Source organism: Micromonospora sp. WMMD1128 (assembly GCF_027497235.1).
GTDB lineage: Bacteria > Actinomycetota > Actinomycetes > Mycobacteriales > Micromonosporaceae > Micromonospora.
Window position 1 is genome coordinate 5,388,098 of sequence record NZ_CP114902.1, and the last position, 26,051, is coordinate 5,414,148.

A 26,051-nucleotide genomic window follows, 5' to 3' on the forward strand; every position below is an offset into this window, starting at 1 on the left:
TCCTCAACCCTTCAAGAGCTGCCGGGCCATGACGATCCGCTGGACCTGGTTGGTGCCCTCGTAGATCTGGGTGATCTTGGCGTCCCGCATCATCCGCTCCAGCGGGTAGTCACGGGTGTAGCCGTAGCCGCCGAGCAGTTGGACCGCGTCGGTGGTGATCTCCATGGCGGCGTCCGAGGCGAAGCACTTGGCCGCCGCGCCGAAGTAGGTCAGGTCCGCGTCGCCCCGCTCGGACTTGCCGGCGGCGGCGTACGTGAGCTGCCGCGCCGCCTCCAGCTTCATGCCCATGTCGGCGAGCATGAACTGGATGCCCTGGAAATCGGCGATCGCCTTGCCGAACTGCTTGCGCTCCTGGACGTACCCCTTGGCGTAGTCGAGCGCGCCCTGGGCGATGCCGATCGCCTGGGCGGCGATGGTGACCCGGGTGTGGTCGAGCGTCCGCATGGCGGTGGCGAAGCCGCTGCCCTCGGCGCCGATGATGCGGTCGGCCGGGATGCGGACGTTGTCGAGGTAGACCTCGCGGGTCGGGGAGCCCTTGATGCCGAGCTTCTTCTCCGGCGCGCCGAAGCTCACGCCCGGGTCGGACTTCTCCACCACGAAGGCGGAGATGCCCTTCGAGCGGGCTGTGGGGTCGGTCACAGCGAAGACGGTGTAGTACTCCGAGACGCCCGCGTTGGTGATCCACCGTTTCACGCCGTTGAGCACCCAGTGGTCGCCGTCGCGTACCGCCCTGGTGGTCATCGAGGCCGCGTCGCTGCCCGCCTCCGGCTCGGAGAGGCAGTAGGAGAACATCGCGTCGCCGGCCGCCACCGGGGTCAGGTATCTGCGCTTCAGCTCCTCGGAGCCGGCCAGCAGCAGCGGCATGGTGCCCAGCTTGTTCACCGCCGGGATCAGCGACGACGAGGCGCAGGCGCGGGCCACCTCCTCGATCACGATGGCCGTGGCAAGCGCGTCCGCGCCGGCGCCGCCGTACTCGACCGGGACGTGCGGTGCGTGGAAGTCGGCCGCGCGCAGGGCGTCGTAGGACGCCTTGGGAAACTCGCTTGTCTCGTCCGCCTCCGCGGCGTGCGGGGCCACCTTGGCCGCACAGACCTCACGGACCGCCTCCCGGATCGCCTCGTGCTCCTCCGGCAACCGGTAGACGTCGAACGACTGCTCTGCGGCCACATCGGCCCCCTTTCACGGCTATCATGCGCAGTCTGTGCTGCCCGGGGGCCGCCGACTGCCGCAGACTGAAGGATAGCGACCGGGCTTCGACCGGAGCTACCGGCGGGTAGGATCGCGCCCGAGCGTCGCCCACCCGACCCACTACCCTCACACCAGAATCAGTTCCCCTCGGTGCCCGGCCCAGGCGCCCCAGCAGAATGCGACGCGAGGATGCGCCGCCAGTGCGAGCGGAGAAGACAGGCGTGACGATCCCGTACCCGAACTCCCAGCCGATGCCCGCCATCGCCGCGGTGACCCCGCCCTCCGGCGCGGCCCGACCCCGGGTGACCTTCCTCGGCACCGGTTACCTCGGTGCGACGTACGCCATCTGCTACGCCGAGCTGGGCTACGAGGTGCTCGGCTTCGACGTCGACGCCGACAAGATCGCCAAGCTGAACGCCGGTGAGGTGCCGATCCACGAGCCCGGCCTGGACGAGCTGCTGCGGCGCAACCTGGCCGCCGGCCGGCTGCGGTTCAGCACCGACATGCAGGAGACCGCCGACTTCGGCGACGTGCACTTCATCTGCGTCGGCACCCCGCAGCGGGCCGACGGCATGGGCGCCGACCTGTCGTACGTCGAGGCGTCGGTGACCAGCCTGGCCCAGCACCTGACCCGCAAGGCGCTGATCGTCGGCAAGTCCACCGTTCCGGTGGGCACCGCCGAGTGGGTGGAGCAGCTGGTCGGCAAGCACAGCCCGGACGACCTCGGGGTCGAGGTGGCCTGGAGCCCGGAGTTCCTCCAGGAGGGCTTCGCCGTCGACGACGTGCTGCGGCCCAACCGGATCGTGGTCGGGGTCAAGAGCGAGTGGGCCAACGGCATGCTCTTCGCCGCCCACAAGGGCGTCTTCGACCTGGCCGCGACCGAGGACCGCGAGGTGCCGCTCGTGGTCACCGACTTCGCCACCGCCGAGCTGGTCAAGGTCGCCGCGAACGCGTTCCTGGCCACCAAGATCTCCTTCATCAACGCGATGGCCGAGGTCTGCGAGGCCGCCGGCGGCGACGTCACCCAACTCGCCCGTTCCATCGGGTACGACCCGCGGATCGGCAACCGCTTCCTCCAGGCCGGGCTCGGCTTCGGCGGCGCGTGCCTGCCCAAGGACATCCGCGCTTTCCAGGCCCGCGCCCAGGAGCTGGGCGCCGGTGAGGCGCTGCGTTTCCTGCACGAGGTCGACCTGATCAACCTGCGCCGGCGTACCCGGGTGGTGCAGCTCGCCGCCGAACTGCTCGGCCGCCGCTCCGGGCCTGCCGGCCCGGACCTCTCCGGCACCCGGATCGCGGTGCTGGGCGCCACCTTCAAGCCCAACACCGACGACGTACGCGACGCGCCCGCCCTCGCGGTGGCCGCGCTGCTCGGCAAGGCCGGCGCCGACGTGCACGTCTTCGATCCGCAGGGGATCGAGAACGCGCGCCGCGCGGTGCCCCACCTGGCCTACGAGGAGACCATGACCGACGCCGTCCAGGGCGCCGACCTGGTCTGCGTGCTGACCGAGTGGGCCGAGTTCCGCAACGCCGACCCGGTGGCGCTGGGTGAGCTGGCCAACGGTCGCAAGGTCGTCGACGGGCGCAACTGCCTCGACTCCACACTGTGGACGCAAGCCGGCTGGGAGTACCGCGGCCTGGGCCGCCCCTGACCGATCGACGTCGGGCCGGCCGGCCGGGGACCAGGTACCCGGCCGGCCGGCTCTTTTTGTTGTCCGGAACGCGCCCGCAACTGTCGAAATCCCGGCCCGGTCAGGGCATGCTGCCACTGAGAGGTCCACAGTGCGGGGCGTGGGCGGACGGGAGACTGCCGTGGAGAGCTTCAGGTGCGCGTCGTGCGGGCGGGAGATCAAGCCCGCCGCCGTCTGCCCGCACTGCGGCGCGGAGCAGCCCCAGTGGGCCGAACACCTGGCCGACATCGAGCGCTCGATCGCCGAGATGAAGGCACGTGACGCCGAGATCGCCCGCGAGCAGCGGCAGATCGCCGCCAAGATGCAGGCCGCGCTCTTCCAGCGCGACATCCTGGCGCACGCCGGCGAGGAGCGGATCAAACAGGCCACCCGGCCGCGTAAGGTGCTGCGCAAGCGTCCCGGGCGCCGGCCGCCCACCGCCGCGACCGGCGCGCCGCCCCGGGTGCCCCGGCAGGGTACGCCGCCGCCCACTCCGGAGGACGTTCCCCCGCCGCCGCCCCGCAGTCGGCCGCAGTGGCTCGACGCGGACGACCCGGAGCACCCGCCCGAGGCGTCCTCCCGCGAGGTGCAGAACATCCCGCTCGGGCTCGCCGGGCTGCTGCTCGGCGTCGCGGCGGTCGTCTTCGCGGCGGTCGCCACCAGCTCGATGGACGCGCTGGCCCGGCTCGGCGTGCTGCTTGTCGCGACCGTGCTGATGCTGCTCGCCCCGCCGGTGCTGGCCCGCCGCGGGCTCACCTCGACCGCCGAGACCATCGCCGCCGTCGGGCTGCTGCTGGTGCCGCTCGCCGGGTACGCGGCCTGGACCGTCGACCGGATCGGGGGCGGCACGTCCGGCGCCGCGTTCGCCGGAGCGATCTTCCTGGTCACCACCCTGGTCGCGGTCGGGTACGCGTACGGCACCGGGCTGCGCGCGCCCCGCTTCGCCACCGTGCTCGCCGCCCAACCGGTGCTGCCGCTGCTGGCGTACGAGCGGATCACCGGCCCCGCCGGTTGGGCCCTGGTGCTCACCGTGGTGGCCGTGCTGGACCTGGCGCTGGCGCGGTCCGCGGTGATGCTGGAACGGCCGGTCCGGTCGGACCTGCCGACCGCCACGCCGAGGGCCACGGTCCCGCGTCGTCAGGGCGCCGACGACGACCGGCCCGAGTCGGCGCCGGAGGAGTCCGCCGAGGTGCTCGGCGGCGACCCGCCCGCCGGCGCCAGCGCCGCGCCGGCCCGTCCGGTGCCGTGGTTGCGCGAGGCGACCTGGCTGCTGCACGGCGTGGCGGTCGCGCTCGCCCTGGCGTACGCGGTCACCGCCCTGCTGCGCGCCTCCACCGTCGCAGCCGCCGCCGGCGCGGGCACGGTGCTGCTGCTGGCCGCGCTGACCGCGCTGGCCGGCACGCTCGTGCTGCGCCGGCCGCCCCTGCCGGACCTGGGCGCCGGCATCGTCACCCTCGCGGTCATCGGCGCGCTCGGCCGGGTGGCCTCGGTGGCCCTGCCCGGCCGGTCCCTGCTGTTGATCGCCGCCGTCATCGCGCTCACCGGCGTCGCCGTGCGGGGCATGCCGGAGGTGACCCGCCGGGGCCCGCAGCTCGCCTCCGCGGTGGCGTTGACGGTGAGCGGCCTGGTGGTCGCCGGCGGCGCGCTGCGCGCCGGGCTGGCGCCGGTCCGGGCGGCGCTGCCGGCCTGGTCGGCGGACCTGAGCGGGTGGCACGCCGAGCTGGCCCGGGCGGTCGGGCCGACCGGCTGGCAGCTCGCCGCCAGCGCCCTGCTGCTCACCGTCGCCGCCGTGGTCGCGCTGCCCCCCGAGATCCGACGCGAGTTCGCGGTGGTCGGCGCGGCGCTCACCGCGCTCGCCGTGCCGGCCTCCCTCGGGCTGGGCTGGGCGGCGGCCTGCTGGCCGATGCTGCTGACCGCCGTCGCGATCGGGGTGCTCGGGCTCAGCGCCGGCACGGAACGCGCCGCCGTGGCGCACGCGGTGACCGCGGCCGTGCTGGGGCTGGCCGGGGCCGGGGCCGCGCTGGCCCGGCCCGCGCTCACCGCCGCCGCGCTGACCCTGCTCTTCCTGGCCGGAGCGTTGGTCTCGCTCGCGCCCCGGGTCCGCCTCGCCGCCGCCGCGACGGACACGGTCTGCGCCTGGGCCGCCGGCGGCGCCGCGTTCGCCCTGCCCGGCGCGGTGGCCGCGTTCGTCGCCGCGAGCGTGCCGACGCCGCCGATATCCACCCCGGCCAACCTGCGCGAGATCACCGTCCCGATCCTCGCCGCGAGTTTCCTCGGCGTCTGCGTGACGCTCGCCTACGCCGCCCTGGTCCAGGTGGCGCAGCGGCAACTGAGCATGCCGCACGCGCTGGGGACGGTGTTCGGCGCGGTGGCCGTCGTCGCCGCCGCGTTCGGCGCGCCCGGCGCGACCTCGGCGGACGCCTGGGTGGGCGGTCTCCTGCTGATCGCCGCCGCCATGCTGGCGCTGGCCCCGCGGATCGACGCCCGGAGCCGCGCCGACATGTCGTTCGACGGGTCGGACCTGGCCCTCGCCGCCACCACCGTGGCGCTTGTCGCCACGCTGGCCCGGATCGCCGCGGTGCTCGCGCCGGGTGGCCAGCTGGTGGTGGCCGCCGCGCTGGTGCTCGTGGTGGCCGTCGCGGCGCGGGCGCTGCCGGAGGAGTGGCGGCGCGGGCCCGTCCTCGGCATCGCGGCCGGTGGCACGTTGATCGGTCTGGTCGCGGCCTGGAGCGCGCTGCGCGGTGGGTTCGGGGTGCTGGCCACCCCGGGGCCGATCTGGGCGGGTGACCTGAGCGGCTGGCCGGCCGCACCCACCGGCGGGGCCGCGTGGCAGGCGCCCGTCGCGTTGGCGCTGCTGGCGGTGACCGCCGCCGTTCTGCTGCCGCCGCCGTGGAAGTACGACGTCTCGGGTGTGGCCGCGGTGCTGGCCACCGTGGGCGCGCCGGCCGCGTTCGACCTGCCCTGGTGGTCGCCGGTGCTTGTCGGCTGCATGGTGGCCACGGTCTACGGGATGGCCGCGGCGGCTGCGGCGGACCCGCGGGCGGCGCTGTCCCGGGCCACCGTGGCCGGGGTGGTGGCGCTGCACGCCACCGGCGCCGGGCTGGTCCGGCCCTGGACCACCGCGCTGGCGCTCAGCAGCGTCGCGTTGATCGGGGTGACGGTGGCGGTCCTGGCCCGGACGCTCGCGCCGGCGCTCGTGGACGACTTCCGCACCGAGGGCATGCCGCCGCACCTGGTGCAGGTGGGCGGCGCGGCGGCCGGGTCGGCCCTGCTGGCGCTGCCCGGAGCGGTGGCCGCGCTGTCCGCCGAGTTCGGCCGCCCGGCGCAGGTGGTGCTCACCGCCGCGCTGGCCGCCGCCAGCATCGGCCTCGCCGTGATCGCGGCGGTCCGCCGGCAGGTGCCGCAATATCTGCCGTACGCAAGCGTGGCGGTGGTCGGCGGAGCCACCGTCACGGCCGCCGCCGCCCTCCTCGTCCACCTGCCCGCAGGCGTGTTCGCCGCCGCCGCGGCGCTGCTCGGCGTGCTCGCCGAGCTGGTACGGGCGGCCACCGTCCCGCCGGCCGGTTCGGCCCGTCCGGTCCGCCGCTGGTCGGTGCTGCTGAACGGAGCGCTGCGCCGGGACCCGGACGCCGGCACGGAGCTGCGGTGGCGGGTCAGCCCGGCCGCCGGGGCGCTGGCCGCGGCGGCGCTGCCCACCGCGCTGGCGCTCGTCACCCTGGCGCCGTCGCTCGTGGTGGCGTTGTTCTCGACGTTCGCGGTGCTGGGTCGGGTGTGGCAGGGACCGCCGCCGGAGTTGCTCACCCCGCCGCCGGAGGCGGTGAACCCCACCCACGTGCTCACCGCGCTGCTACTCACCGCGACCGCGGCGCTGGCCGCGACCGGTTTCAGCGGCGGTCGCCGCTCCCGGGCGGTGCCGGTGGTCCTGCCCGGCGCGGCCCTCACGCTGCTGATCACGCCGGTGGCGCTCGGCCAGGGCTGGCCGGTGACCGCGCAGGCCGGGCTGGTGGTGTTCACCATCTCGATGCTGGGGCTGGCGTTGACCCCGCCGCCGGCACTGGCGGAGCCGGGCCGCTCGATCCGGGTCGCCCGGGTGCTCGTCTTCGCCATCGGGCTGGCCGCCGGCGGCGCCGGGCTCGCCGGCGCCCTCGCCACCCGTCAGCTCACCCTGATCACGTTGGGTAGCGCGGTGGGTGTGGGAGCGATCGCCGCGTTCTTCGGCACCACCCAGCGGGCCCGCATCCTCGGCTGGCTGTTCGCCTCGCTGATGGCTCAGCTCTTCGTGCTCACGCTGGGGCTGGTGGCGGGGCTCGCCGCGGTGTGGTCGGCGTTCGGGGTGCTCGCGGTGGGCGCGGCGTTGCAGGTCTTCGCCGCCACCCTGCCCCGGCTGCGCCGGCCCGAGGCGTACCGGGAGGCGGCCACGGTCGAGTGGAGCGGCTACGGGTCGGCGCTGATCGCGCTGGCCCTGGCGTACGACTCGCCCCGGCACATCGCCGCGCTGCTGGCCGCCTGGGGCGCGGTGCTCGGGGTGGCGGCCAGCCGCCCGGGGCGGCGGCCGATGGAGCGGAACCTGCTGTTCTGGGCGGTGGTGGCGTGCGAGATCACCGCCTGGTGGATCCTGATGCGGGTGTCCGACGTGGCGCTGCCCGAGGCGTACACGCTGCCGTTCGCGGCGCTGGCCCTGCTGGTCGGGGTGCTGCAACTGCGCCAGCGGCCCGACCTGTCGAGCTGGGTGGCGTACGGGCCGGCGCTGGTGACCGCGTTCCTGCCCACGTTGGCGATCGTGCTGGCGACCGACTCCACCATGCTGCGCCAGGTGCTGCTGCTGTTGGGTGCCGTGGCGGTGCTGATCTTCGGCTCGACGAGCCGGCAGCAGGCGCCGGTGATCGTGGGCGCGACGGTGACCGCCGTGGCCGCCGTGCACGCGCTGTTCAGCCTCGGCCCGTGGCTGGTGCTGCTCCCGGTCGGCCTGGTCCTGCTGGTGCTCGGCGCCAGCAACGAGCGCCGGCGCCGCGCCCAGGAGCGTCTCCAGACCGCGCTGCGCGGCATGCAGTGAGCCGTGGGCGGCCGGGTCAGCCCAGCGAGGCGCGGAGCGCGGCTTCCTTCTCGGCCACCAGGTCCTCCAGGCTCGCCTGGTAGGCGACCATCCGGTCGCGCAGCGCCGGGTCGGACGCGCCCAGGATGCGGACGGCGAGCAGCCCGGCGTTGCGGGCGTTGCCGATCGACACGGTGGCGACCGGCACGCCGGCCGGCATCTGCACGATGGACAGCAGCGAGTCCATTCCGTCCAGGTGTTTCAGCGGCACCGGCACGCCGATCACCGGCAGCGGGGTGACCGACGCGACCATCCCGGGCAGGTGGGCCGCGCCGCCCGCCCCGGCGATGATCACACGGACGCCCCGACCGGCGGCCTCCCGGCCGTACTCGATCATCTTGAGCGGGGTGCGGTGCGCCGAGACCACACCCACCTCGTGCGGTACGCCGAACTCGTCGAGCGCCTCGGCGGCGGCCCGCATGGTCGGCCAGTCCGAGTCACTGCCCATGATCAGCCCGACGGTGCTCACGGTGCTCGCCTTTCGTTCGCGACTGCGGGGCTCGCAAGCTCACTCCTCGCGCTCACGGCGCTCCCTCGTGCAGCCAACGGGCGGCCCGCGCCGCCCGGGCCCGTACGTCTGTGAGATCGGTCCCGAGCACGGTGACATGCCCGATCTTGCGGCCCGGCCGCACCTGCTTGCCGTACAGGTGGACCTTGGCGCCGGGCTCGGCGGCGAACAGGTGGTGCAGTCGCTCGTCGATCGACATCCCGCCCGGCTCCCCGCCGAGCACGTTCGCCATCACCACGACCGGCGCGGTGAGCGACGTGTCCCCCATCGGATAGTCGAGCACCGCCCGCAGGTGCTGCTCGAACTGCGACGTGCGGGCGCCCTCGATGGTCCAGTGCCCCGAGTTGTGCGGGCGCATGGCCAGCTCGTTGACGACCAGCCCGGTGGGCGTGTCGAACAGCTCCACCGCGAGCAGCCCGACCACACCGAGCGCGGTGGCCAGGTCGATGGCGAGCTGCTGGGCGGCGACCGCCTGCTCCTCGGGCAGGTCGGGCGCGGGCGCCAACACCTCGACGCAGATGCCGTCGGACTGCACCGTCTCCACCACCGGGTACGCGGCGACCTGCCCGAACGGCGAGCGGGCCACCTGCACGGCAAGCTCCCGGCGCAGCGCCACCCGCTCCTCGACGAGCAGCGGCGTGCCGCCGGCGAGCAGCGTCGCGGCCAGCTCGGCGGCCTGGTCGGCGTCGTCCACCATCCAGACGCCCCGGCCGTCGTAGCCGCCCCGGGCGGCCTTGAGCACCACCGGCCAGCCGGTCTCGTCGCCGAACGCGACCAGGTCGGCCGGGGCCTCCACCGGACGCCAGGCCGGGTTCGGCGCGCCCAGCTCACCGAGCCGCTCCCGCATCACCCGCTTGTCCTGCGCGTGCACGAGCGCCTCGGCCGGTGGGAAGAGCTTCACGCCCTCGTCGGCAAGCGCGCGGATGTGGGCGTTGGGCACGTGCTCGTGGTCGAAGGTGACCACGTCGCAGCCCTTCGCGAACGTGCGCAGCGCGGCCAGGTCGGTGTGGTCGCCGTACTGGACGTCGGCGGCGACGAGCGCCGCGCCGTCGTCGGGGGCGAGCGCCAGCACGCGCAGCGACTGGCCGAGGGCGATGGCGGCCTGGTGGGTCATCCGGGCCAGTTGGCCGCCGCCCACCATGCCGACGACGGGGAGTCCGGTACGGGAGTCCATAGCGCCGCCAGCCTAGCCGGGGCGGCGACCGGCCCGACCGCGAGGGCGGCCCGCCGCGGGCGGCTCAGCCGAGCTGGGCGACCAGCTCCTCGACCGAGGTCACCGGCCGTTGGCAGACGAAACCCCGGCAGACGTACGCGGTGGGTTGCCCGTCGACGAGTGGCCGACCGGCCAGCAGCGGCACACCTGGCTGGTCCGGGGCGCCGGCGACCACCACCGCGCCGGGCGGGGCGTGCCGGTGCGCGGCGGCCAGCAGCGGGTCGCCCACCGGGTCGTCGGTCGCCACCGCGATCTCGTACGGCCCGGAGAGCAGCGCCTCGCCGACCGTGGCGGCGTAGCCGGTGAACCGGGCGTGCCGGTCGACGATCGGCGCGACGGTGGACAGGGTCGCCTCCGCCGCCTCCCGGTAACGGGTCTCCCCGGTCAACGCCGCGTACGCGACGAGCGCCGCGACGATCGCCGAACGGCCGGACGGTGTCGCGTTGTCGGTCGGGTCGGCGGGGCGGGTGACCAGGCGCTCGGCGTCGTCGGCGGTGTCGTAGAAGGCGCCGTCGGGCGCCGCGAACCGGGCCAACGCCACGTCGAGCAGCTCACCGGCCAGGGTCAGCCACCGGCCCTCGCCGGTGAGCTGGTGCACCGCGCAGAACGCCTCCGCGACGCAGCCGTAGTCCTCGAGCACCCCGGCGGGATCGCCGACCACCCGGTCCCGGGACACCCGGCGCAGCCGGCCGTCCACCAGGTGCACGGCGGCCAGGTGCTCGGCGGCGTCGCGCATCGCGCCGTCGGCGACGATGACCACGCCCTCCATCAGGTTGGCGTCCTCGTCCGCCGGGTCCGCGTAGAGCGCGGCGACCTGCTGGAACTCCGCGAGCGCGGTGATCGCCAGCCCGTTCCAGGCGGCCACCACCTTGTCATCGCGGGCCGGCTGGGGACGGGTGTCCCGGGCGGCGAGCAGCCGGCCCACCACGTCCCGCCAGCGGGCCCGGACCGCCGGGTCGGCGTCGTCGACGTCCCGGGCGAGCTTCAACACGCTCGCGCCTTCCTCGAAGGTGCCCTCCTCGGTGACGGTGAACAGGTCGGCGGCGAAGCGGCCGTCGTCCTCCCCCAGCACCTCGACGAGCTGGGCGGGCGTCCAGACGTAGGTCAGCCCCTCGACGCCCGCGGTGTCCGCGTCGAGCGCCGAGGCGAAGCCCTCCCCGGCCCGGTGCATCTCGTCGGCGAGGAACCGGGCGGTGTCGCGGGCCACCCGGCGGGCCAGCCGGTCGCCGGTGAGCCGCCAGAGCTGGGTGTAGACGCGCAGCAGCAACGCGTTGTCGTAGAGCATCTTCTCGAAGTGCGGCACGGTCCAGTGGCCGTCCACCGAATAGCGGGCGAAGCCGCCGGCGAGCTGGTCGTTCAGGCCGCCACGCGCCATCGCCTCGGCGGTGTGCCGGACGATCTCCAGGCTGCGCGCCGACCCGGTGCGCCGGTGGTGCCGGAGCAGGAAGAGCAGGTTCATGTGCGGCGGGAACTTCGGCGCGCCGCCGAACCCACCGTTCGTCTCGTCGTACTCCTTGGCGAGCTGGGCGGCGGCGGCGTCGAGCAGCTCGGCGGTGAGCGGGGCGGTCACGCCGCCGACGGCCTGGGCGCCGCCGATCGCCTCGACCACGGCGGCGCCCTGGCGCAGCACCGCCTCGCGCTGGTCCCGCCAGGCGGTGGCGACCGAGTCGAGCAGCCGGACGAAGTTGGCGCGCGGGAAGTAGGTGCCGCAGAAGAACGGGGTGCCGTCCGGGGTGGCGAAGACCGTCATCGGCCAGCCGCCCTGGCCGGTCATCGCCTGGGTGGCGGTCATGTAGACGGCGTCGACGTCGGGGCGCTCCTCCCGGTCGACCTTCACGCAGACGAAGTCGTCGTTCATCAGCCGGGCCACGGCCTCGTTCTCGAACGACTCGTGGGCCATCACGTGGCACCAGTGGCACGCCGCGTAGCCGACGGAGATGAGCACCGGCACGTCGCGCCGCTTCGCCTCGTCGAACGCCTCCGCGCACCAGGGCCACCAGTCGACCGGGTTGTCGGCGTGCTGGAGCAGGTAGGGCGAGGTGGCCTCGGCGAGTCGATTCACCACCCGACCCTATCCGCCGTCCGGTGACACCGCCGCCGGACCGGTCGGAGCCACGGACCGTCCTTCCGCTATTCACTTTCGTCTATTTGAATCGGCGCATGCCCGGCGTACCCCCCGCCGGCACGTCCGAAGGAGACGGTCATGCGCAGAATCCCCGCCCTGCTCGCTCTCGCCGCCCTCGCCGGCCCGGCCCTGGCCCCCGGCGCCGCGTCCGCCGCGGTGCCACCGCAGACCCGGTGGTCCGCCACCGCGGGCGTCGGGATCCACAACACGTACGAGCGCGGCACCTACACCTATCTGGCCCAGGCGCTCGACGCCCGCCCCGCGCTGATCGAGCTGGACGTCTGGCCGGACGTGCTCACCCGGCAGTGGCGGGTCAGCCACAGCAACCCGCTCGGCAACGACAACAACTGCGTGGCCGCCACAAGCGCCGCGCAGCTCTACACCGGCACCCGGAACAAGAACCTGGAACACTGCCTCGACGACATCCGGCTCTGGCTCGGCGCGCACCCCGACGCCGGCCCGCTGATCCTCAAGCTGGAGCTGAAGACCGGGTTCAGCGGCCGTACCGGGCAGGGGCCGGCCCAACTCGACGCGGTGCTCGCCGCGCGGCTCGGCGACCGGGTGTTCGGCCCGGCCGACCTGCTCGGCGGCCACCCCACGCTTGACACCGCCGCCCGCGCGGACGCCTGGCCGACCCGGGCGCAGCTCGCCGGCAGGGTGCTCGTGGAGCTGATCCCCGGCACCGTCGAGGAGGGCAACCCGACCGACACCCTCTGGACCGACGTGGAGTACGCCCGCCACCTGGCCGGCCTGGCGGCGGCCGGCACGCTGGGCACCGCCCGGGCGTTCCCGGCCGTGCACCGGGCCCAGGCCGGCGACCCCCGATCCCGGTACGCCGACGCCACACTGCGGCAGTGGTTCGTGCTCTTCGACGGCGACGCCACCGGGTACGTCACCGGCGGCATCGACACCGCCTGGTACGACGCGAACCACTACCTGCTGGTGATGACCGACGCGCAGAGCGTCCCGCCCGCGGTGGGCGCCGGCGACGCCGACGCGGCGGCGGCCCGGGTCGCCCAGTTGGCCGCCGCGCATGCCAGCATCGCCTCCGCCGACTGGTCGACGCTGCCGTCGGTCCTCGACGACGTGCTGCCGCGCGGCTGACAGTCAGCCGATGTCCGCGTCCCTCAGCAGGGGCGTGGCATGCCATCAGCTCCACTCTCCCGCGAACGTATTCACCTGTGCCAGCACCAGTTCGATCGGCCGTGGCTCCTCGTCGGGCGGATTGCCGTAACGGGCCAGCAGCTGCTTGATCTTGCTCCTGATCCGCGCCTGCACCTGCTCTCGATCCGAGTCGTACGTGTCGATCTCGCGCCGAACACCGCCCCAGTGTTCTTGTGCATGTCCTTGATCGGCGTGCCGCTGAAGGCGGTGTGCGGCAGGGCGTCGTGCAGGTGCCGGGCGTAGCCGTCCAAGAAGTCGTAGTGGCTGCGGTGCGCCTCGTCGACCATCACCACGACGTTGCGCCGCTCGGAGAGCCTCGGGCGGCCACGGTCGGCAGCCCGCTCCGCGTCGGTCAGACCGAACTTCTGGAGGGTGGTGAACGGAGGATCCCGCCGATAGGTCGATCGCGGAGTTGGTCTCGATATCAGGTCGCCCGCCGCACCAACCGCCGCAGCGACCAGGCGAGGATACGGGCCTGATCGAGGTCGAGCGGATAGTCCTCGACCAGGTCGGCCGCGTAGAGCCGCAGGTTGACCCCGACCAGCGGCACTGGCAGGCCATCCATCCGAAACAGGCTGCTCGCCGCGTAGATGACCCGGTCGTTGCCCCACGGCGGGATCTCGCTTGAGTAGTGGATCCCGTCGCGATGCGTCGCACACCAGGCGGGATGGTCCGGCGCGAACGGTCGAACACCCGCGCTCCTCAGGTCGTAGGGCTGGGCCATCGAATCTCCTCTACGCGACCTCGTTTACTGACGGCTACCGATCACAGTCGCTGCGTGACTCACACTTGAACATGGCACAACAAAAGTGCATGTGCAATAGTTGTCCGACGTGGCCTGCGCTTCGATGAGGAGGACCCCTTGCCCGAGTCCCGTCCCACAGTTCGTCGACGTCGGCTTGGCCTCATCCTCCGAGACCTGCGGCTTGCAGCTCGGTTGACCGGCGAGGAGGTCGGCCAGCGGATCGAGCGCTCCGCTTCCTGGGTCAGCCGGGTGGAGCGCGGGCGCGTCGGGCTACGAAGCCGTGACCTCGGCGAACTGCTGGACGCCTTGGAAGTGGCCAGCGAGGAGACCCGCGCGGAGCTGATGCAACTCGCCCGGGAGAGCAAGCAACACGGCTGGTGGAATCGTTACGGCCAGACCATCACCGGCCCGTACGCCAGCTTCATCAGCTTTGAACACGAGGCAACGGCTCTGCTGTGCTACGAGACGATCGTTGTCAACGGCCTACTTCAAACCGAGGCGTACGCCTGGGCTTTGAATGACCGAGCGACTTCTGTGCAGGCGAGCGAGGACGCGGATCGACAGATCCAGATCAAGCTGAACCGGCAGCAACGTCTGACGGGTGAGAATCCGCCAGAGCTGTGGGTCATCCTCGACGAGGCGGTGCTGCGGCGGCCCTTTGGCGGCCCGTCCGTGATGCGGGACCAACTTTTGCATCTGGCCACCGCCGCCGACAAGATGCCGCATGTCTCGCTCCAGGTGCTTCCTCATCGCCAGGCGATCTTCCCCGGCATGATCGCCTCGTTCACTCTCATGGAGTTCCCAGCCCCGGACACCAGCATCGTCTTCTCGGAAGGCTTGACGGGCGCGGTGCACGGGGAGGCGGAGGAGGCCGCTCGCTGTACGATCATCTTCAACGAGTTGCGCGCCGCCGCCCTCAGCAAGAGGGATTCGATCGAGTTGCTGCGGCATTCGGCGCGCGCGATTGATTGAGCGTGGAGGAACAAGCCATGGCATCGTTCGGCGCGACGTGGCGCACCAGCACCCGCAGCGGCACCCAAGGCCAGTGCGTTGAAGTTCGCTACCTTGACGGTCGGATTGAGGTCCGTGACAGCAAGGACCGAGAAGGAACCTCCCTCGCTCTGAGCACCGCCGCCTGGACGAAATTTGTCGCCTCCCTCGGCAACAATCGGCAAGACAGGGTCTAATTGAGAAATGTGCTTCTGAATCGAGCTTCCCACTCGTGCTTCTCCCGGGAGCAGCTTCGACAGCAGCACATCCTTAGCTCTACCAGAACTCTTCGTGCGTTACTCTCGGTCTGTACACCCCGGGTGTGGCCTCTGGTTCAAGCCCCCCGGGGTAAGCCATTTTCTGGAACTCGATCGCATCGCGGCTGCCAGGTTATCCGGTGAACGCTTCTGGATCACCGTTGCAGTCTCAGGAGGCGCCGTCGGCGCGCAGGGGGAAGACGTTGGCGCGGGCGGTGTCGCGCAGGGAGCCGAGCACGGCGCCGATCTTGTCCGCCGGCATCGGCTTGAAGAAGTGGTAACCCTGGGCGGCCGTGCAGCCCAACTCGGCAAGCGCGGTGCGCTGCTCGGCCGTCTCCACGCCCTCGGCCACCACCCGCAGGCCCAGCTCGTGGGCGAGCCCGACGGTGGTACGCACGATCGCCGCCGCCTCCGGCGAGTCGGCCATCCGGATGACGAAGGAGCGGTCCACCTTCAACTCGTCCACCGCGATCCGGGTGAGGAACGTCAACGAGGAGAAGCCGGTGCCGAAGTCGTCCACGGCGAGCTGCACGCCCATCGCCCGCAGCGTCGCCAACACCTCGTCGATGATCTCCAGCTCGCTCATCACCACCGTCTCGGTGATTTCCAGGACCAGCCGGTGCGGCGGGACCTGGTGCCGGCGCAGCGCCTCCTCGATCTCGGTGGGCAGCCGCGGGTCGAGCAGGCTGCGGGCCGACAGGTTCACCGAGATGGGCACGTCGAGCCCGTCCCGCGCCCACCCGGCGGCCACCTCCAGCGCCTTGTTCAGCACGTAGCGGGTGAAACTGCCGAGTTGCTCGCTGTTCTCCACCGGACGGATGAAGTCGGCCGGGCCGAGCCAGCCGCGGCGCGGGTGCCGCCACCGGATCAGCGCCTCCACCCCGGTCGGAGCGCCGGTGGCCAGGTCGACCGCCGGTTGCAACGCCAACACCAACTGGTCGTCGGCGGCCAGGGCCTCCCGCAGCTCCGCGAGCAACGCCAGGTGATCGGTGCTCGCCGCGTCCCGGGAGCTGTCGTACGCGGCGACGCTGCCCCCGCCCGCCTTCGCCTGGTACATCGCGATGTCGGCGCGGCGCAGCAGCTCGGTCAGGTCGGCGGCGCCCGCGTCGGCCACCACCACGCCGACCGCCACCTCGACGGACATCCGCACGCCGGCCACCTCGGTCGGGGCGGCGAGCCGTTCGGCCACCTCGCGGGCCTGGCGTAGCGCGTACGCGAGCGGTGCCGTCCGGTCCTCGACCACCGGGACCGAGGTCAGCAGCAGCGCGAACTCGTCGCCGCCGAGCCGCCCGAGCAGGTCGCCGGGCCGGGTCAGCACGGCCAACCGGTTGGCGGTCAGCCGCAGCAGCTGGTCGCCGGCCGCGTGCCCGAGCGTGTCGTTCACTTCCTTGAACTGGTTCACGTCCAGCAGCAGCAGCGCCACCGGATGGTCGTGCGGGCGTTGCCGCAGCGCCTGGTCGCCGCGGGTCAGCAACGCCGCCCGGTTGAGCAGCCCGGTGAGCTGGTCGTGCACCGCGTCGTACGACGATCGGGCGGTGACCAGCCGCAGCTCGCGGTGGGTCGCGGCGTCGTGCAGGGCGGCGGCCAGGGCGTCGCCGAAGGCGGCCACGCCGTCGTGCTCGCGCTGGCTGGGCGGTGCGGACCGGGCGAAGCGCACCCGCAACCGTCCCACCTCGACGGCGCCCACGGCGAGCCGCCGGACCAGCTCGTGCTCGCCCGACCCGTCGCCCGCCGCGGGTGTCACCTCGCAGTCGCGCACCTGCCCGCCGAGGTCGGCCCGGTAGCGACGCCAGCGCCCGTCGCCACGCGCCACGTCCACCTCGACCAGCTCGGCTCCGAACAGGGCGAGGGCGCCGGACACGGCGGAGGTCGCCACGCCGCGTTCGTCGAGCTGGTTGAGCGCGGCGGTGGCCTCGGCGAACGCCCGCCAGGTCCGCCGTTCCTCCTCGGCCCGGAGCCGGTGCCGGTAGGTCTGTTGGAGCAGCCACAGTGGCGGCGGCAGGAGCAGCAGCCAGCGCGGGTCGAGTTCCAGCAGCGTGACCACCACCAGGCCGACCGCGACGTTGCCGACGAACATGAGCAGCTTGCCGCGGAGCGCGGCCAGCAGCGGCGGCCCGATCGGGATGTCGTGCCGCAGCGCGATCGTGGCGGCGCCCAGCCAGGCGGTGGTGAGCAGGTAGGTCACGGCGCCGACGCTCAGGGCGAGGGCCAGCTCCGGGGTGGGCGCGGCGAGCAGCGGCCGGCCGAGCGCGCTCGCGACCGCCCCGGCCAGCGCCGTGGCGGCGGTGAGTGAGGTGGTGATGCGCACCAGTTCCAGCGCCGGGCGGCGGTCGGCGGCCAGGGACATGGCGGTCCAGGCGGTGCCGGCGCCGAGCAGCGCCGCGGCCGGAAGCCAGCCGGCGGGCACCAGCCAGAGGCAGACCACGAGCGCGGCCTCACCCCAGGTGATGCTCACCATGCCCGCCGCGGTGCGGAAGCGCAGCCGCGCGAGCTGGGCGACGGCGAACGCGACCGCCGCGAGGCCGAAGCGGGCCGGGCCGGGCAGCGGGTCCCCGGCCGGCAGGTGCGCCGGTGCGGCGAGACCGAGCACCGCGGCCAGCAACGCGGTGACCGCGACCGCTGCGGTCAGCAGCACGACGCTCAGCGGCGTGCCGCGCAGGCCGAGCCGGTCGGGGGGACGGTCGGCCGGCTCGGAGGTCACGGCCCCGCCCCGGTGGGACGCGGAATCGGGGCACGGTCGGGGGCCGTTGCTGCCTTCGACATCGGCGCCCCCTTCCACGCAGGGTCCGGGGCCTGACGGTCCCCCCGGCGGAAGGCTAAGCCAAACCCGGTGGCCGCAACAGGGGTCGAGGACCGGTCTGGGCGTGATTCATGCGGTGTTCAGCTGTTGCGGCGCTGCTGGGGGCCGGTGGGAGCATTCGTCGGTGAATCCTGCCCGTCGGGTCCATCTGTCGGATCGACGACTGCCGCCTCGGCCCGGCCGGGCTCGGCCTGGCGCGGAAAGCGGTCCGGCAGGCGGCGCAGCCGGGCGTTCATGTTGCGGATGAGCAGAACGGTGACGGTGGCCAGCGCGATGATGAGAAAGAGGCCCATCGGGCCGGCCAGACCACCCGTGCGGGTGTCACCGAAGTTGTTCTCCGCGAGCACCTGGGCGGTGGTCAGCATGGTGTTCCTCCGATGTGCGGCTGGCCACCAGGGTAGCCCTCGGGGGTGTCAGCCGGCACGGCACGTCTCGCGCACCCCGGCGAAGAGATCGGACTCCGGGAGCGGGCTGTCGACGAGCGAGCGGGCGAGTTGGAAGTCCTCCGTCGGCCAGGCGCGCTGCTGCAGGTCCATCGGCACCTGGAACCAGAACCCGTCCGGGTCGATCTGGGTGGCGTGGGCGCGCAGCGCGTCGTCGCGGACCGGGAAGTAGGGCGCGCAGTCGACCCGGGTGGTGATCCGCTCCCCCTTGTCGGGGCGCTCCTCCCACCGCTTCATCCACTCGCCGTACGGCGACTCGAAGCCGGCGGCGAGCATCGCCTCATGCAGGCTGAGAATCTTGGCGCGGGAGAAGCCCACGTCGTAGTAGAGCTTCAGCGGCTGCCACGGCTCGCCCAGCTCCGGGTGGCGGTCGGGGTCGCCGGCCGCCGCGAAGGCCGCCACGGTGACCTTGTGGGTCATGATGTGGTCCGGGTGCGGGTAGCCGCCCTCCTCGTCGTACGTGGTGACCACGTGCGGGCGGAACTGTCGCATCAGCCGGACCAGCGGCGCGGCGGCGACCTCCACCTCCTGGAGCGCGAAGCAGCCCTCGGGCAGCGGCGGCAGCGGGTCGCCCTCGGGCAGCCCGGAGTCGACGAAGCCGAGCCATGCCTGCTCGACGCCGAGGACGGCGCGCGCGGCGTCCATCTCGGCCCGGCGGATGTCGCCGATGTTGGCCCACACGTCCGGTCGGTCCATCTTGGGGTTGAGCACGCTGCCCCGCTCACCGCCGGTGCACGTGACGACCAGGACATCCACCCCCTCGGCGACATATTTCGCCATGGTGGCGGCGCCCTTGCTCGACTCGTCGTCGGGATGGGCGTGCACCGCCATGAGACGCAGCTGCTCTGCCACCTTCGGCGCTCCTCGTCTGTGCCCGCCGACCGACATGCGTCGGCCGGCTGACCTGCCGGAATCTCCCCCCGCGCCCGCGAAAGCCCCCGTGTTGGCCGGTCGGGACCGCCGCCGGGGTGGCGAGGACCACCCGGACCCGTCGGGGCCGACCTGCCATCCTTGACTCAGCACCGGGCTGGGAAGATGGACCCTGCCATTCTTGCCGATGCCGCCGACAACAACGCCAGGAGATGCCCGCCGGTGAGCGAGACGCACGCCACAGTCGCACCGGAAGCGCCGGTCTTCCCGCCGGGCCGTTACGGCCGTCGCCGGGAGCCGGGTCGCCGCCGGCCGCTCGCGCTCGCCCTGGCGGTGACGGCCGTGCTGGCCCTCCTCGGGCTGGGCGCGCTGAAGCTCTACCAGCAGTACGGCGATCCCGACTACCGGGGCGAGATGATCAGTTACACCGGGATCACCGACTCCCGGGTCGTGGTCGACTTCCGGGTCACCGTGCCACCGGGCGGGGCCGCCACCTGCCTGCTGCGGGCCCGTTCCCACGACGGCGCCGAGGTGGGCCACGTCGAGGCCACCGTGACCGCCGAACCGGGTCGACGACACGTCCGCGCCCGGCAGGAGGTGCCGACGAGCGCGCGACCGTTCATCGGCGAGGTGTTGCGCTGCCGACCGGCCGGCTGAGCCGGACGCCGGCGAGCCGCCGGCACCCACACCCCGGGTCCCATCGCCGGCACCCGGGGCGCTGGACCACACCCGGACGGGTGCGGCACTGGTAACTTGGTGGTTTCACCTGTCAGCCAGTTCGCACCAACCGAGGAGATCGCCTGTGTCCACAAACGGAAACGAGGCGCCCGCCACCTGGCTGTCCCAGGACGCTCACGACCGCCTCCAGGCCGAGCTCGACGAGCTGATCGCCAACCGGCCGGTCATCGCCGCCGAGATCAACGCCCGGCGCGAGGAGGGCGACCTGCGGGAGAACGGTGGCTACCACGCCGCCCGCGAGGAGCAGGGCAAGGCGGAAGGGCGCATCCTCTACCTCAAGGAGCTGCTGCGCACCGCCAAGGTCGGTGAGGCGCCGGACGCCGACGCGGTGTCGCCCGGCATGGTCGTCACCATCTACTTCGACGACGACGCCGACGACACCGAGACGTTCCTGCTCGGCTCCCGCGAGATCGCCTCCACCACCGACCTCACCGTCTACAGCCCCGAGTCCGCGCTCGGCAAGGCGATCCTCGGCGGCAAGGCGGGCCAGACCTGCACCTACACCGCGCCCAGCGGCGCCGACATCAAGGTGACCGTGGTCTCCTTCGAGCCCTACTCGGGCTGACCCGCCGGCGGACCCGCGCCGGCCGGCTCGGGTCCGACCCGACCGAGGCTGACAGGCTCCTCGGACCCGAGCCACACCGCCGAACGCCCCGACCGGTTCCTCCGGTCGGGGCGTTCGCGGTCATGGCCGACCGTCACCCCTCGCCCGCGAAGACCACCTGGTAGCCGCTGGCGCGCAACGCGCTGATCAGTGTGTCCGAGTGCGCCACCCCGCGGGTCTCCACGGAGAGCGCCACCTCCACCTCGCCGAGCCGCAGGTGCGGGTTGGCCCGCTGGTGCACCACGTCCACCACGTTCGCCCGGTGCTCGGCGATTTCGCTGAGCAGCGAGGCGAGCTGTCCCGGCCGGTCGGTGCAGCGCACCGTGACGCGCAGGAAACGCCCGGCCGCGGCCAGGCCGTGCTCGATCACCCGGAGCATCAGCAGCGGGTCGATGTTGCCGCCGGAGAGCACCGCCACCACGGGCGTGGACACCTCCACCGCACCGGCCATCAGCGCCGCCACGCCTACCGCGCCGGCCGGCTCCACCACCTGCTTGCCGCGCTCCAGGAGCATCAGCAACGCCCGGGAGATGTCCTCCTCGGTGACCGTGACGACGTCGTCGACGAGCTTGCGGACGTGGGTGAAGGTCAGCTCGCCGGGGCGGCCGACGGCGATGCCGTCGGCGATCGTGCCGAAGGAGGGCAGCCGGACCGGCTCGCCGGCCACAAGCGAGGGTGGGAAGGCGGCGGCGCTCGCCGCCTGCACCCCGATCACCCGTACGTCGGGACGCAGCGCCTTGGCCGCCACCGCGATGCCCGAGACGAGCCCGCCACCACCCACCCCGGTCACGATGGTGCGCACGTCCGGGCACTGCTCCAGGATCTCCAGCGCCACCGTGCCCTGGCCGGCGATGACGTCCGCGTGGTCGAACGGGTGGATGAACACCGCGCCGGTCCGCTCCGCGAAGGTCTGCGCCGCGACGAGCGACTCGTCCACCGTGTTGCCGACGAGTTCGATCCGGGCGCCGTACCCCTTCGTCGCGGCGACCTTCGGCAGCGGCGCGTTCACCGGCATGAAGACGGTGGCGTGCGTGCCGACCAGGTCGGCGGCGAGCGCCACCCCCTGGGCGTGGTTGCCGGCGCTGGCCGCCACCACGCCGCGGGCCCGCTCCGCCGCGGAGAGCCGGGAGATCCGCACGTACGCGCCCCGCACCTTGTACGACCCGGCGCGCTGCACGTTCTCGCACTTGAGCCAGACCGGCCCGCCGAGTTCGGCGCTGAGTGGCCGGGACGGCTCCAGCGGGGTGGTGCGGGTGACGCCAGCGAGCAGTTCCCGCGCGGCCTGTACGTCGGCGAGACCGACCAGTTCCGTCATGCCCCGATCGTGCCATTCGCCCCCGGCGGGACCTGCGCCGACGTCGGACCCACAGCCGCGTTCAGGCGGCGGCCGGCGTTCCGACGCGGGGATAGCCGGGTGCGTGCCGCGCCCACGGCGCCTGCATCTCGAACTGGCCGGCCACGCCGAGCAGCAGCAGCTCCGAGCCGGGCGGCCCGACGAACTGCACGGCGGCCGGCAGCCCGTCCGGGCGACGGCCGACCGGGATCGTGATCGCCGGCAGCCCGGCGATGTTCCACGGCGCGGCGTACGGGGCGTACCTGATGTTCGTCGTCATGTTCGCCAGCCAGGAGCGGCCGGACCAGCCGGCGGCCTCCGGCGGCGGCCCGGCCAGCGCCGGGGTGAGCAGCAGGTCGACCGAGTGGTCGGCGAAGAAGTGCACCGACCGCTCGCGCCAGGCGGCCCGGTCGGCCTCCCGGACGTACCCGCGGCGCTGCGCCCACTCGCCGAGCGCGACGTGCCGGCGGCTGCGCCGCTGGAGCCGGCGCGGGGCCACGCCGGCGGCCCGCACGTCCGCGGCGGCGGCGGCGAACCAGGTGGCGATGCCCTGGAGGCCGAGCCGGGTGGGGTAGACCGGGTCGGCGGGGACGGTGTCGTGCCCGGCGCCGGCCAGCAGCCGGCCGGCGGCGGCGACCGCGTCCCGGTTCGCCGCGTCCGCGGAGACGCCGCGCACCGGGGAACGCAGCGAGACGCCCACCCGCAGCCGCGGCGGCGGCACCAGCGTGGCCGGTCGGCGCCCGGCCAGCACCGAGAAGCCGACCACCGCGTCGGCCACCGTCCCGGTGAGCATGCCGTGCTCGGTGAGGCCGAACCAGTCGTCCGCGCCGAGCTGGCAGGGCACCACGCCCCGGCCGGGTTTGAGCCCGACCAGGCCGCAGCAGGCCGCCGGGATCCGGATCGAGCCGAACCCGTCGTTGCCGTGCGCCATCGGCACCATCCCGGCGGCCACCGCGGCGGCGGCGCCGCCGGAGGAGCCGCCGGGGGTACGCGCCGGGTCCCACGGGTTGCGGGTCACCCCGCTGTCGTCGTCGGTGAGGGCCCACAGGCCCAGCTCCGGCATCCGGGTCACACCGAGGATCACCGCGCCCGCGCCGCGCAACCGCCGGACCACCTCGTGGTCGGCCTCCGCCACGCCGGTACGCATCGCGGCCGACCCGTTCCAGGTGGGCAGGCCGGCCACCGGCGTGTTCTCCTTGACCGCCACCGGCACCCCGGCCAGCGGCAGGTCGGCCAACTCCTCCTGCTCGTCGACCTTCTCCGCCTCGGTGATCGCCTCGCCGCCGCGTACCGTGCGGAACGCGGCGAGCTCGGCGTCGGCCCGGGACACGTGGTCGAGGTGGTCGGCCACCACCTGGGTGGCGGAGACGTCGCCGCGGCGTACCGCGCGGGCGATCTGCTTCGCGGTCGCCCCGACCCAGGTCGTCGGCAAGATGTCCGGCACTGCCACCCTCCGTCGTCCAGCGGTCAGCCCAGTGCCTGCTCCAGATCGGCGAGCAGGTCGTCGACCGTCTCGATGCCGACAGACAGTCGCACGAGATCGGCGGGAACTTCAAGCGGCGAGCCGGCGGCGCTCGCGTGTGTCATCCGGCCCGGATGCTCGATCAGGGACTCCACCCCGCCCAGCGACTCGGCGAGGACGAACAGCCGGGCCCGGTTGCAGATCTCGACGGCGTGCTCCTCGCCGCCCGCCGCGCGGAACGAGATCATGCCGCCGAAACGACGCATCTGCTTGGCGGCCACCTCGTGACCCGGGTGCGACGGCAGGCCCGGGTAGAGGACCTGGGCGACCTTCGCGTTGCCGTCCAGCCAGGCGGCGATCCGCTCGGCGTTGTCGCAGTGCCGGTCCATCCGTACCCCGAGGGTCTTGAGACCGCGCAGGGTGAGCCAGGCGTCGAACGGGCCGTTAACGGCGCCCATCGCGTTCTGGTGATAGCGCAACTCCTCGCCGAGCGCCCGGTCGGCGGCGACAAGCGCGCCACCGACCACGTCGGAGTGACCGCCGACGTACTTCGTGGTGGAGTGCACCACCACGTCCGCGCCGAACGCGATCGGCTGTTGCAGGTACGGCGAGGCGAACGTGTTGTCGACCACCAGCAGCGCGCCGGCGTCGTGCGCCACGGCGGCCAGGGCGGCGATGTCGGCGATACCGAGCAGCGGGTTCGTCGGCGTCTCCACCCACACGATCCGGGTGGCGCCGGGCCGGACCGCGGCCCGGACCGCGTCCGGGTCGGAGACCTTCGCCGGGGTGTACGCCAGGCCCCACCGCTCGGCCACCTTCGCGAACAGCCGGTAGGTGCCGCCGTACGCGTCGTCCGGGATCACGACGTGGTCGCCGGGCTTGCAGACGGTCCGCAGCAGCGTGTCCTCGGCGGCCAGGCCACTGGCGAAGGCGAGCCCCACCGGACCGCCCTCCAGCGCGGCCAGGCACTCCTGCAGGGCGTCCCGGGTGGGGTTGCCGGAGCGGCTGTACTCGTAGCCCTCGCGGGGCGCGCCGACGGCGTCCTGGGCGTACGTGCTGGTCTGGTAGATCGGGGGGATCACCGCGCCGGTGCGGGCCTCGGGGTCCTGGCCGGCGTGGATGGCGAGCGTCTCGAAGCCGTGACTCATGCCCGAGACGTTAGTCCGCCGGTCCGCTGCGGCGCGGAGAACCCGGCGCGTCGGACCGGTCGGCCATACTGGTTCGGTGAGTCCGACCGAAACGCTGCCCTCCCGCCTGCACGGCGCGGTCGACCGGATCCCGGCCTCGCTGGAGATGCTGGTCGGTCCGCGATCGGGCCGGGTCAGCCTGCCCGTGCGGCTGGCCTGGTCGGGTCCGACAGATTACGACATCGGCGACCCGCACGAACGGCTGACCTTCTACTGCCTGCTGCTCGACTGCGGCCAGCGTCGCGACATCGTCAACTACGTCAACGCCGCTCTGCTCCGTCAGGATTGGCCCCGCATCCGACGGCTGACCGCGCGCCGGGTGACGCGGCTCTGGGAGCGACGACTGCCCGCCCTCACCGCCGAGTAATGGACGAGTTGCATCGTCGTCTGTTGAAGATTGGTTTTGACGCCGGCGACGACCTGGGCTTGGTGCTCGCGGGTGGTTACGCCATATGGGCTCACGATCTGGTCAACCGGCCCTCCCAGGACATCGACTTCGCCACGGCCGCCGCGATGCCGCTCCCTGCCGTGACGGACCGCCTCGCCGCCGCCTATGTCGCAGCCGGGTTCTCCGCTCGGATCATCGAGTCGACGCCTCGGATGGCTCGCCTGCTGATCTCGAACGATGTGTCGTCGTGCGAGGTCGACGTGCTCAAGGAGGCGCTCGCGCCACCGGCCCGAATGACTGTGGGCCCGGTGTTGGCCTTCGAGGACGCTGTCGGGCTCAAGGTTCGCGCGCTGCACGACCGCGCCGCCCACCGGGACTACATCGACGTCCACGCCGCGAACGGGCGACTCGCGTGGTCCGAGCTGGAGCGCCTCGGCGCCCGTCACACCGCGGGCTTCTCGCTGGACGAGTTGGCCGATCGGTTGGGTGGCGTGATCGAGCGGGACATCCGAACCTTCCATTCATACGGCCTCACCGAGCCACAGGTCGACGAGCTGCGCACGTGGGCGCTGCGCTGGGAGGCGGACATCCGGAGGCGCCTCGCCAACGGCGAGACCGGCCCGCCCGGCATCCCCGACGACGACTGGGACACCTACCTGGACCGACCCTGACCAACCCACCCCGCGTCGATCATGAAGTTGACGGCGGCCCCGGTCCGAAACGTCGCCGCCAACTTCATGATCGACACTGCGGGACGGGGGCAGGGCGCGCCCGGCGGGACCGGCGAGGTGGGCCTAGCCTGAGCCGATGAGCGGGTGTGTGTTCTGCGGGATCGTGGGCGGTGCGGTGCCGAGCTTCACGGTGACGGACGAGGCGGACGGGGTGGCGTTTCTCGACACCCGGCCGGTGTTCAAAGGGCACGTCCTTGTGGTGCCGCGTACCCACCTGGTGGCGCTGGCCGACCTGCCGGCCGACGCGCTGCCCGGCTACTTCCGGCTGGTGCAGCGGATCGCGGTGGCGGTGGAGACCGGTCTCGGCTCCGGTGGAACGTTCGTGGCGATGAACAACAAGGTGTCTCAATCCGTCCCGCACCTGCACACCCACGTGGTGCCCCGGACAAAGGGTGACGGGCTGCGCGGCTTCTTCTGGCCCCGCACCCGCTACGCCGACGACGACGAGGCCACCGGCTACGCGCAACGGATCTCGGCCGCGCTGGCCTGAGCGCGGGACGGGCGGGTAAGGAACCGGGGACCGGCGCTGTTGCACACGCTGGGAAA

Annotated in this window: 22 protein-coding genes and 1 pseudogene; 10 read left to right on the plus strand and 13 right to left on the minus strand. The window is 73.2% G+C overall.

Annotation, left to right across the window (positions count from 1 at the left end):
* Positions 1–3 precede the first annotated feature (3 nt).
* Positions 4–1,167: an acyl-CoA dehydrogenase family protein gene (locus tag O7602_RS24020; protein ID WP_281584875.1), complete on the minus strand. Its 1,164-nt coding sequence runs from the start codon at positions 1,165–1,167 to the stop codon at positions 4–6.
* A gap of 242 nt (positions 1,168–1,409) precedes the next feature.
* Between O7602_RS24020 and O7602_RS24025 the strand changes: the two genes are divergently transcribed.
* Together O7602_RS24025 and O7602_RS24030 are read left to right on the plus strand one after the other, a co-directional pair.
* Positions 1,410–2,837, plus strand: a complete 1,428-nt coding sequence (locus O7602_RS24025) for a UDP-glucose/GDP-mannose dehydrogenase family protein (RefSeq protein WP_281584876.1) — start codon at positions 1,410–1,412, stop codon at positions 2,835–2,837.
* A gap of 160 nt (positions 2,838–2,997) precedes the next feature.
* A complete protein-coding gene (locus O7602_RS24030) occupies positions 2,998–7,908 on the plus strand; it encodes a permease (protein ID WP_281584877.1) in 4,911 nt (1,636 codons plus the stop codon).
* A gap of 16 nt (positions 7,909–7,924) precedes the next feature.
* Here the strand turns inward: O7602_RS24030 and purE are convergent, their stop codons facing one another.
* From purE to O7602_RS24045, 3 genes are all read right to left on the minus strand, one after another.
* Positions 7,925–8,416 carry a 5-(carboxyamino)imidazole ribonucleotide mutase gene (gene purE / locus O7602_RS24035; protein ID WP_281584878.1) on the minus strand — a complete coding sequence of 164 codons (492 nt, stop codon included), beginning with the start codon at positions 8,414–8,416 and terminating at the stop codon, positions 7,925–7,927.
* A 52-nt stretch (positions 8,417–8,468) separates the two neighbouring features.
* On the minus strand, positions 8,469–9,629 hold the full coding sequence (locus O7602_RS24040) for a 5-(carboxyamino)imidazole ribonucleotide synthase (protein ID WP_281584879.1): 1,161 nt from the start codon (positions 9,627–9,629) through the stop codon (positions 8,469–8,471).
* A 64-nt stretch (positions 9,630–9,693) separates the two neighbouring features.
* Positions 9,694–11,730 carry a thioredoxin domain-containing protein gene (locus O7602_RS24045; RefSeq protein ID WP_281584880.1) on the minus strand — a complete coding sequence of 679 codons (2,037 nt, stop codon included), beginning with the start codon at positions 11,728–11,730 and terminating at the stop codon, positions 9,694–9,696.
* 141 nt (positions 11,731–11,871) lie between these two features.
* Here O7602_RS24045 and O7602_RS24050 point away from each other — a divergent pair, with 141 nt between their 5' ends.
* The gene (locus O7602_RS24050) at positions 11,872–12,897 is read left to right on the plus strand and encodes a phosphatidylinositol-specific phospholipase C domain-containing protein (RefSeq protein ID WP_281584881.1); all 1,026 of its coding nucleotides are present in this window, start codon (positions 11,872–11,874) and stop codon (positions 12,895–12,897) included.
* A gap of 45 nt (positions 12,898–12,942) precedes the next feature.
* Here the strand turns inward: O7602_RS24050 and O7602_RS24055 are convergent, their stop codons facing one another.
* The 3 genes and pseudogenes from O7602_RS24055 to O7602_RS24065 form a co-directional block, all read right to left on the minus strand.
* Entirely contained in the window at positions 12,943–13,071 is a 129-nt protein-coding gene (locus O7602_RS24055) for a type I restriction enzyme endonuclease domain-containing protein (protein WP_281584882.1), read from the minus strand.
* Between the two features lie 92 nt (positions 13,072–13,163).
* Positions 13,164–13,418: pseudogene (locus tag O7602_RS24060) on the minus strand (hypothetical protein); the annotation flags it as partial.
* Positions 13,382–13,681, minus strand: a complete 300-nt coding sequence (locus O7602_RS24065) for a hypothetical protein (RefSeq protein ID WP_281590645.1) — start codon at positions 13,679–13,681, stop codon at positions 13,382–13,384. The pseudogene O7602_RS24060 and the gene O7602_RS24065, both read right to left, overlap by 37 nt.
* 213 nt (positions 13,682–13,894) lie before the next feature.
* Between O7602_RS24065 and O7602_RS24070 the strand changes: the two genes are divergently transcribed.
* Both O7602_RS24070 and O7602_RS24075 read left to right on the plus strand, forming a co-directional pair.
* The gene (locus tag O7602_RS24070) at positions 13,895–14,674 is read left to right on the plus strand and encodes a helix-turn-helix transcriptional regulator (protein WP_281584883.1); all 780 of its coding nucleotides are present in this window, start codon (positions 13,895–13,897) and stop codon (positions 14,672–14,674) included.
* 17 nt (positions 14,675–14,691) lie between these two features.
* Positions 14,692–14,889 carry a DUF397 domain-containing protein gene (locus O7602_RS24075; RefSeq protein ID WP_281590490.1) on the plus strand — a complete coding sequence of 66 codons (198 nt, stop codon included), beginning with the start codon at positions 14,692–14,694 and terminating at the stop codon, positions 14,887–14,889.
* A gap of 229 nt (positions 14,890–15,118) precedes the next feature.
* Here O7602_RS24075 and O7602_RS24080 read toward each other — a convergent pair whose 3' ends face one another.
* The 3 genes from O7602_RS24080 to mca all read right to left on the minus strand — a co-directional run bounded on the left by O7602_RS24080 (position 15,119) and on the right by mca (position 19,044).
* A complete protein-coding gene (locus tag O7602_RS24080) occupies positions 15,119–17,608 on the minus strand; it encodes a bifunctional diguanylate cyclase/phosphodiesterase (protein ID WP_281590492.1) in 2,490 nt (829 codons plus the stop codon).
* A gap of 221 nt (positions 17,609–17,829) precedes the next feature.
* Complete coding sequence (locus tag O7602_RS24085; protein WP_281584884.1) at positions 17,830–18,114, minus strand: hypothetical protein; 285 nt, start codon at positions 18,112–18,114, stop codon at positions 17,830–17,832.
* Between the two features lie 48 nt (positions 18,115–18,162).
* Positions 18,163–19,044 (minus strand): mycothiol conjugate amidase Mca, encoded by an 882-nt coding sequence (mca, locus tag O7602_RS24090; protein ID WP_281584885.1) that lies wholly within the window; start codon positions 19,042–19,044, stop codon positions 18,163–18,165.
* A gap of 240 nt (positions 19,045–19,284) precedes the next feature.
* Here mca and O7602_RS24095 point away from each other — a divergent pair, with 240 nt between their 5' ends.
* Together O7602_RS24095 and greA are read left to right on the plus strand one after the other, a co-directional pair.
* Positions 19,285–19,719, plus strand: a complete 435-nt coding sequence (locus O7602_RS24095) for a DUF4307 domain-containing protein (RefSeq protein ID WP_281584886.1) — start codon at positions 19,285–19,287, stop codon at positions 19,717–19,719.
* Positions 19,720–19,864: 145 nt separating this feature from the next.
* A complete protein-coding gene (gene greA / locus O7602_RS24100; protein WP_278107678.1) occupies positions 19,865–20,365 on the plus strand; it encodes a transcription elongation factor GreA in 501 nt (166 codons plus the stop codon).
* Between the two features lie 133 nt (positions 20,366–20,498).
* On the opposite strand, the gene ilvA is transcribed toward greA, so the two are convergent.
* The 3 genes from ilvA to O7602_RS24115 form a co-directional block, all read right to left on the minus strand.
* Positions 20,499–21,719 (minus strand): threonine ammonia-lyase, encoded by a 1,221-nt coding sequence (ilvA, locus tag O7602_RS24105; RefSeq protein WP_281584887.1) that lies wholly within the window; start codon positions 21,717–21,719, stop codon positions 20,499–20,501.
* Positions 21,720–21,780: 61 nt separating this feature from the next.
* A complete protein-coding gene (locus O7602_RS24110) occupies positions 21,781–23,187 on the minus strand; it encodes an amidase (protein ID WP_281584888.1) in 1,407 nt (468 codons plus the stop codon).
* Positions 23,188–23,204: 17 nt separating this feature from the next.
* A complete protein-coding gene (locus O7602_RS24115) occupies positions 23,205–24,347 on the minus strand; it encodes a cystathionine gamma-synthase (protein ID WP_281584889.1) in 1,143 nt (380 codons plus the stop codon).
* Between the two features lie 76 nt (positions 24,348–24,423).
* On the opposite strand from O7602_RS24115, the gene O7602_RS24120 reads away from it, so the two are divergent.
* From O7602_RS24120 to O7602_RS24130, 3 genes are all read left to right on the plus strand, one after another.
* The gene (locus O7602_RS24120) at positions 24,424–24,753 is read left to right on the plus strand and encodes a hypothetical protein (RefSeq protein WP_281584890.1); all 330 of its coding nucleotides are present in this window, start codon (positions 24,424–24,426) and stop codon (positions 24,751–24,753) included.
* Positions 24,753–25,445 (plus strand): nucleotidyl transferase AbiEii/AbiGii toxin family protein, encoded by a 693-nt coding sequence (locus O7602_RS24125; protein ID WP_281584891.1) that lies wholly within the window; start codon positions 24,753–24,755, stop codon positions 25,443–25,445. Before O7602_RS24120 ends, O7602_RS24125 begins: the two co-directional genes overlap by 1 nt.
* 136 nt (positions 25,446–25,581) lie before the next feature.
* Positions 25,582–25,995 carry an HIT family protein gene (locus tag O7602_RS24130; protein WP_281584892.1) on the plus strand — a complete coding sequence of 138 codons (414 nt, stop codon included), beginning with the start codon at positions 25,582–25,584 and terminating at the stop codon, positions 25,993–25,995.
* Positions 25,996–26,051 lie beyond the last annotated feature (56 nt).

What these genes read in the sequence shown, in the direction of transcription:
- O7602_RS24050 (WP_281584881.1), top strand. Translation starts at nt 11,872, where the DNA reads ATGCGCAGAATCCCCGCCCTGCTCGCTCTCGCCGCCCTCGCCGGCCCG.
- O7602_RS24130 (WP_281584892.1), top strand. Translation starts at nt 25,582, where the DNA reads ATGAGCGGGTGTGTGTTCTGCGGGATCGTGGGCGGTGCGGTGCCGAGC.
- O7602_RS24075 (WP_281590490.1), top strand. Translation starts at nt 14,692, where the DNA reads ATGGCATCGTTCGGCGCGACGTGGCGCACCAGCACCCGCAGCGGCACC.
- O7602_RS24125 (WP_281584891.1), top strand. Translation starts at nt 24,753, where the DNA reads ATGGACGAGTTGCATCGTCGTCTGTTGAAGATTGGTTTTGACGCCGGC.
- O7602_RS24065 (WP_281590645.1), bottom strand. Translation starts at nt 13,681, where the DNA reads ATGGCCCAGCCCTACGACCTGAGGAGCGCGGGTGTTCGACCGTTCGCG.
- O7602_RS24040 (WP_281584879.1), bottom strand. Translation starts at nt 9,629, where the DNA reads ATGGACTCCCGTACCGGACTCCCCGTCGTCGGCATGGTGGGCGGCGGC.
- O7602_RS24085 (WP_281584884.1), bottom strand. Translation starts at nt 18,114, where the DNA reads ATGCTGACCACCGCCCAGGTGCTCGCGGAGAACAACTTCGGTGACACC.
- ilvA (WP_281584887.1), bottom strand. Translation starts at nt 21,719, where the DNA reads ATGACGGAACTGGTCGGTCTCGCCGACGTACAGGCCGCGCGGGAACTG.
- O7602_RS24115 (WP_281584889.1), bottom strand. Translation starts at nt 24,347, where the DNA reads ATGAGTCACGGCTTCGAGACGCTCGCCATCCACGCCGGCCAGGACCCC.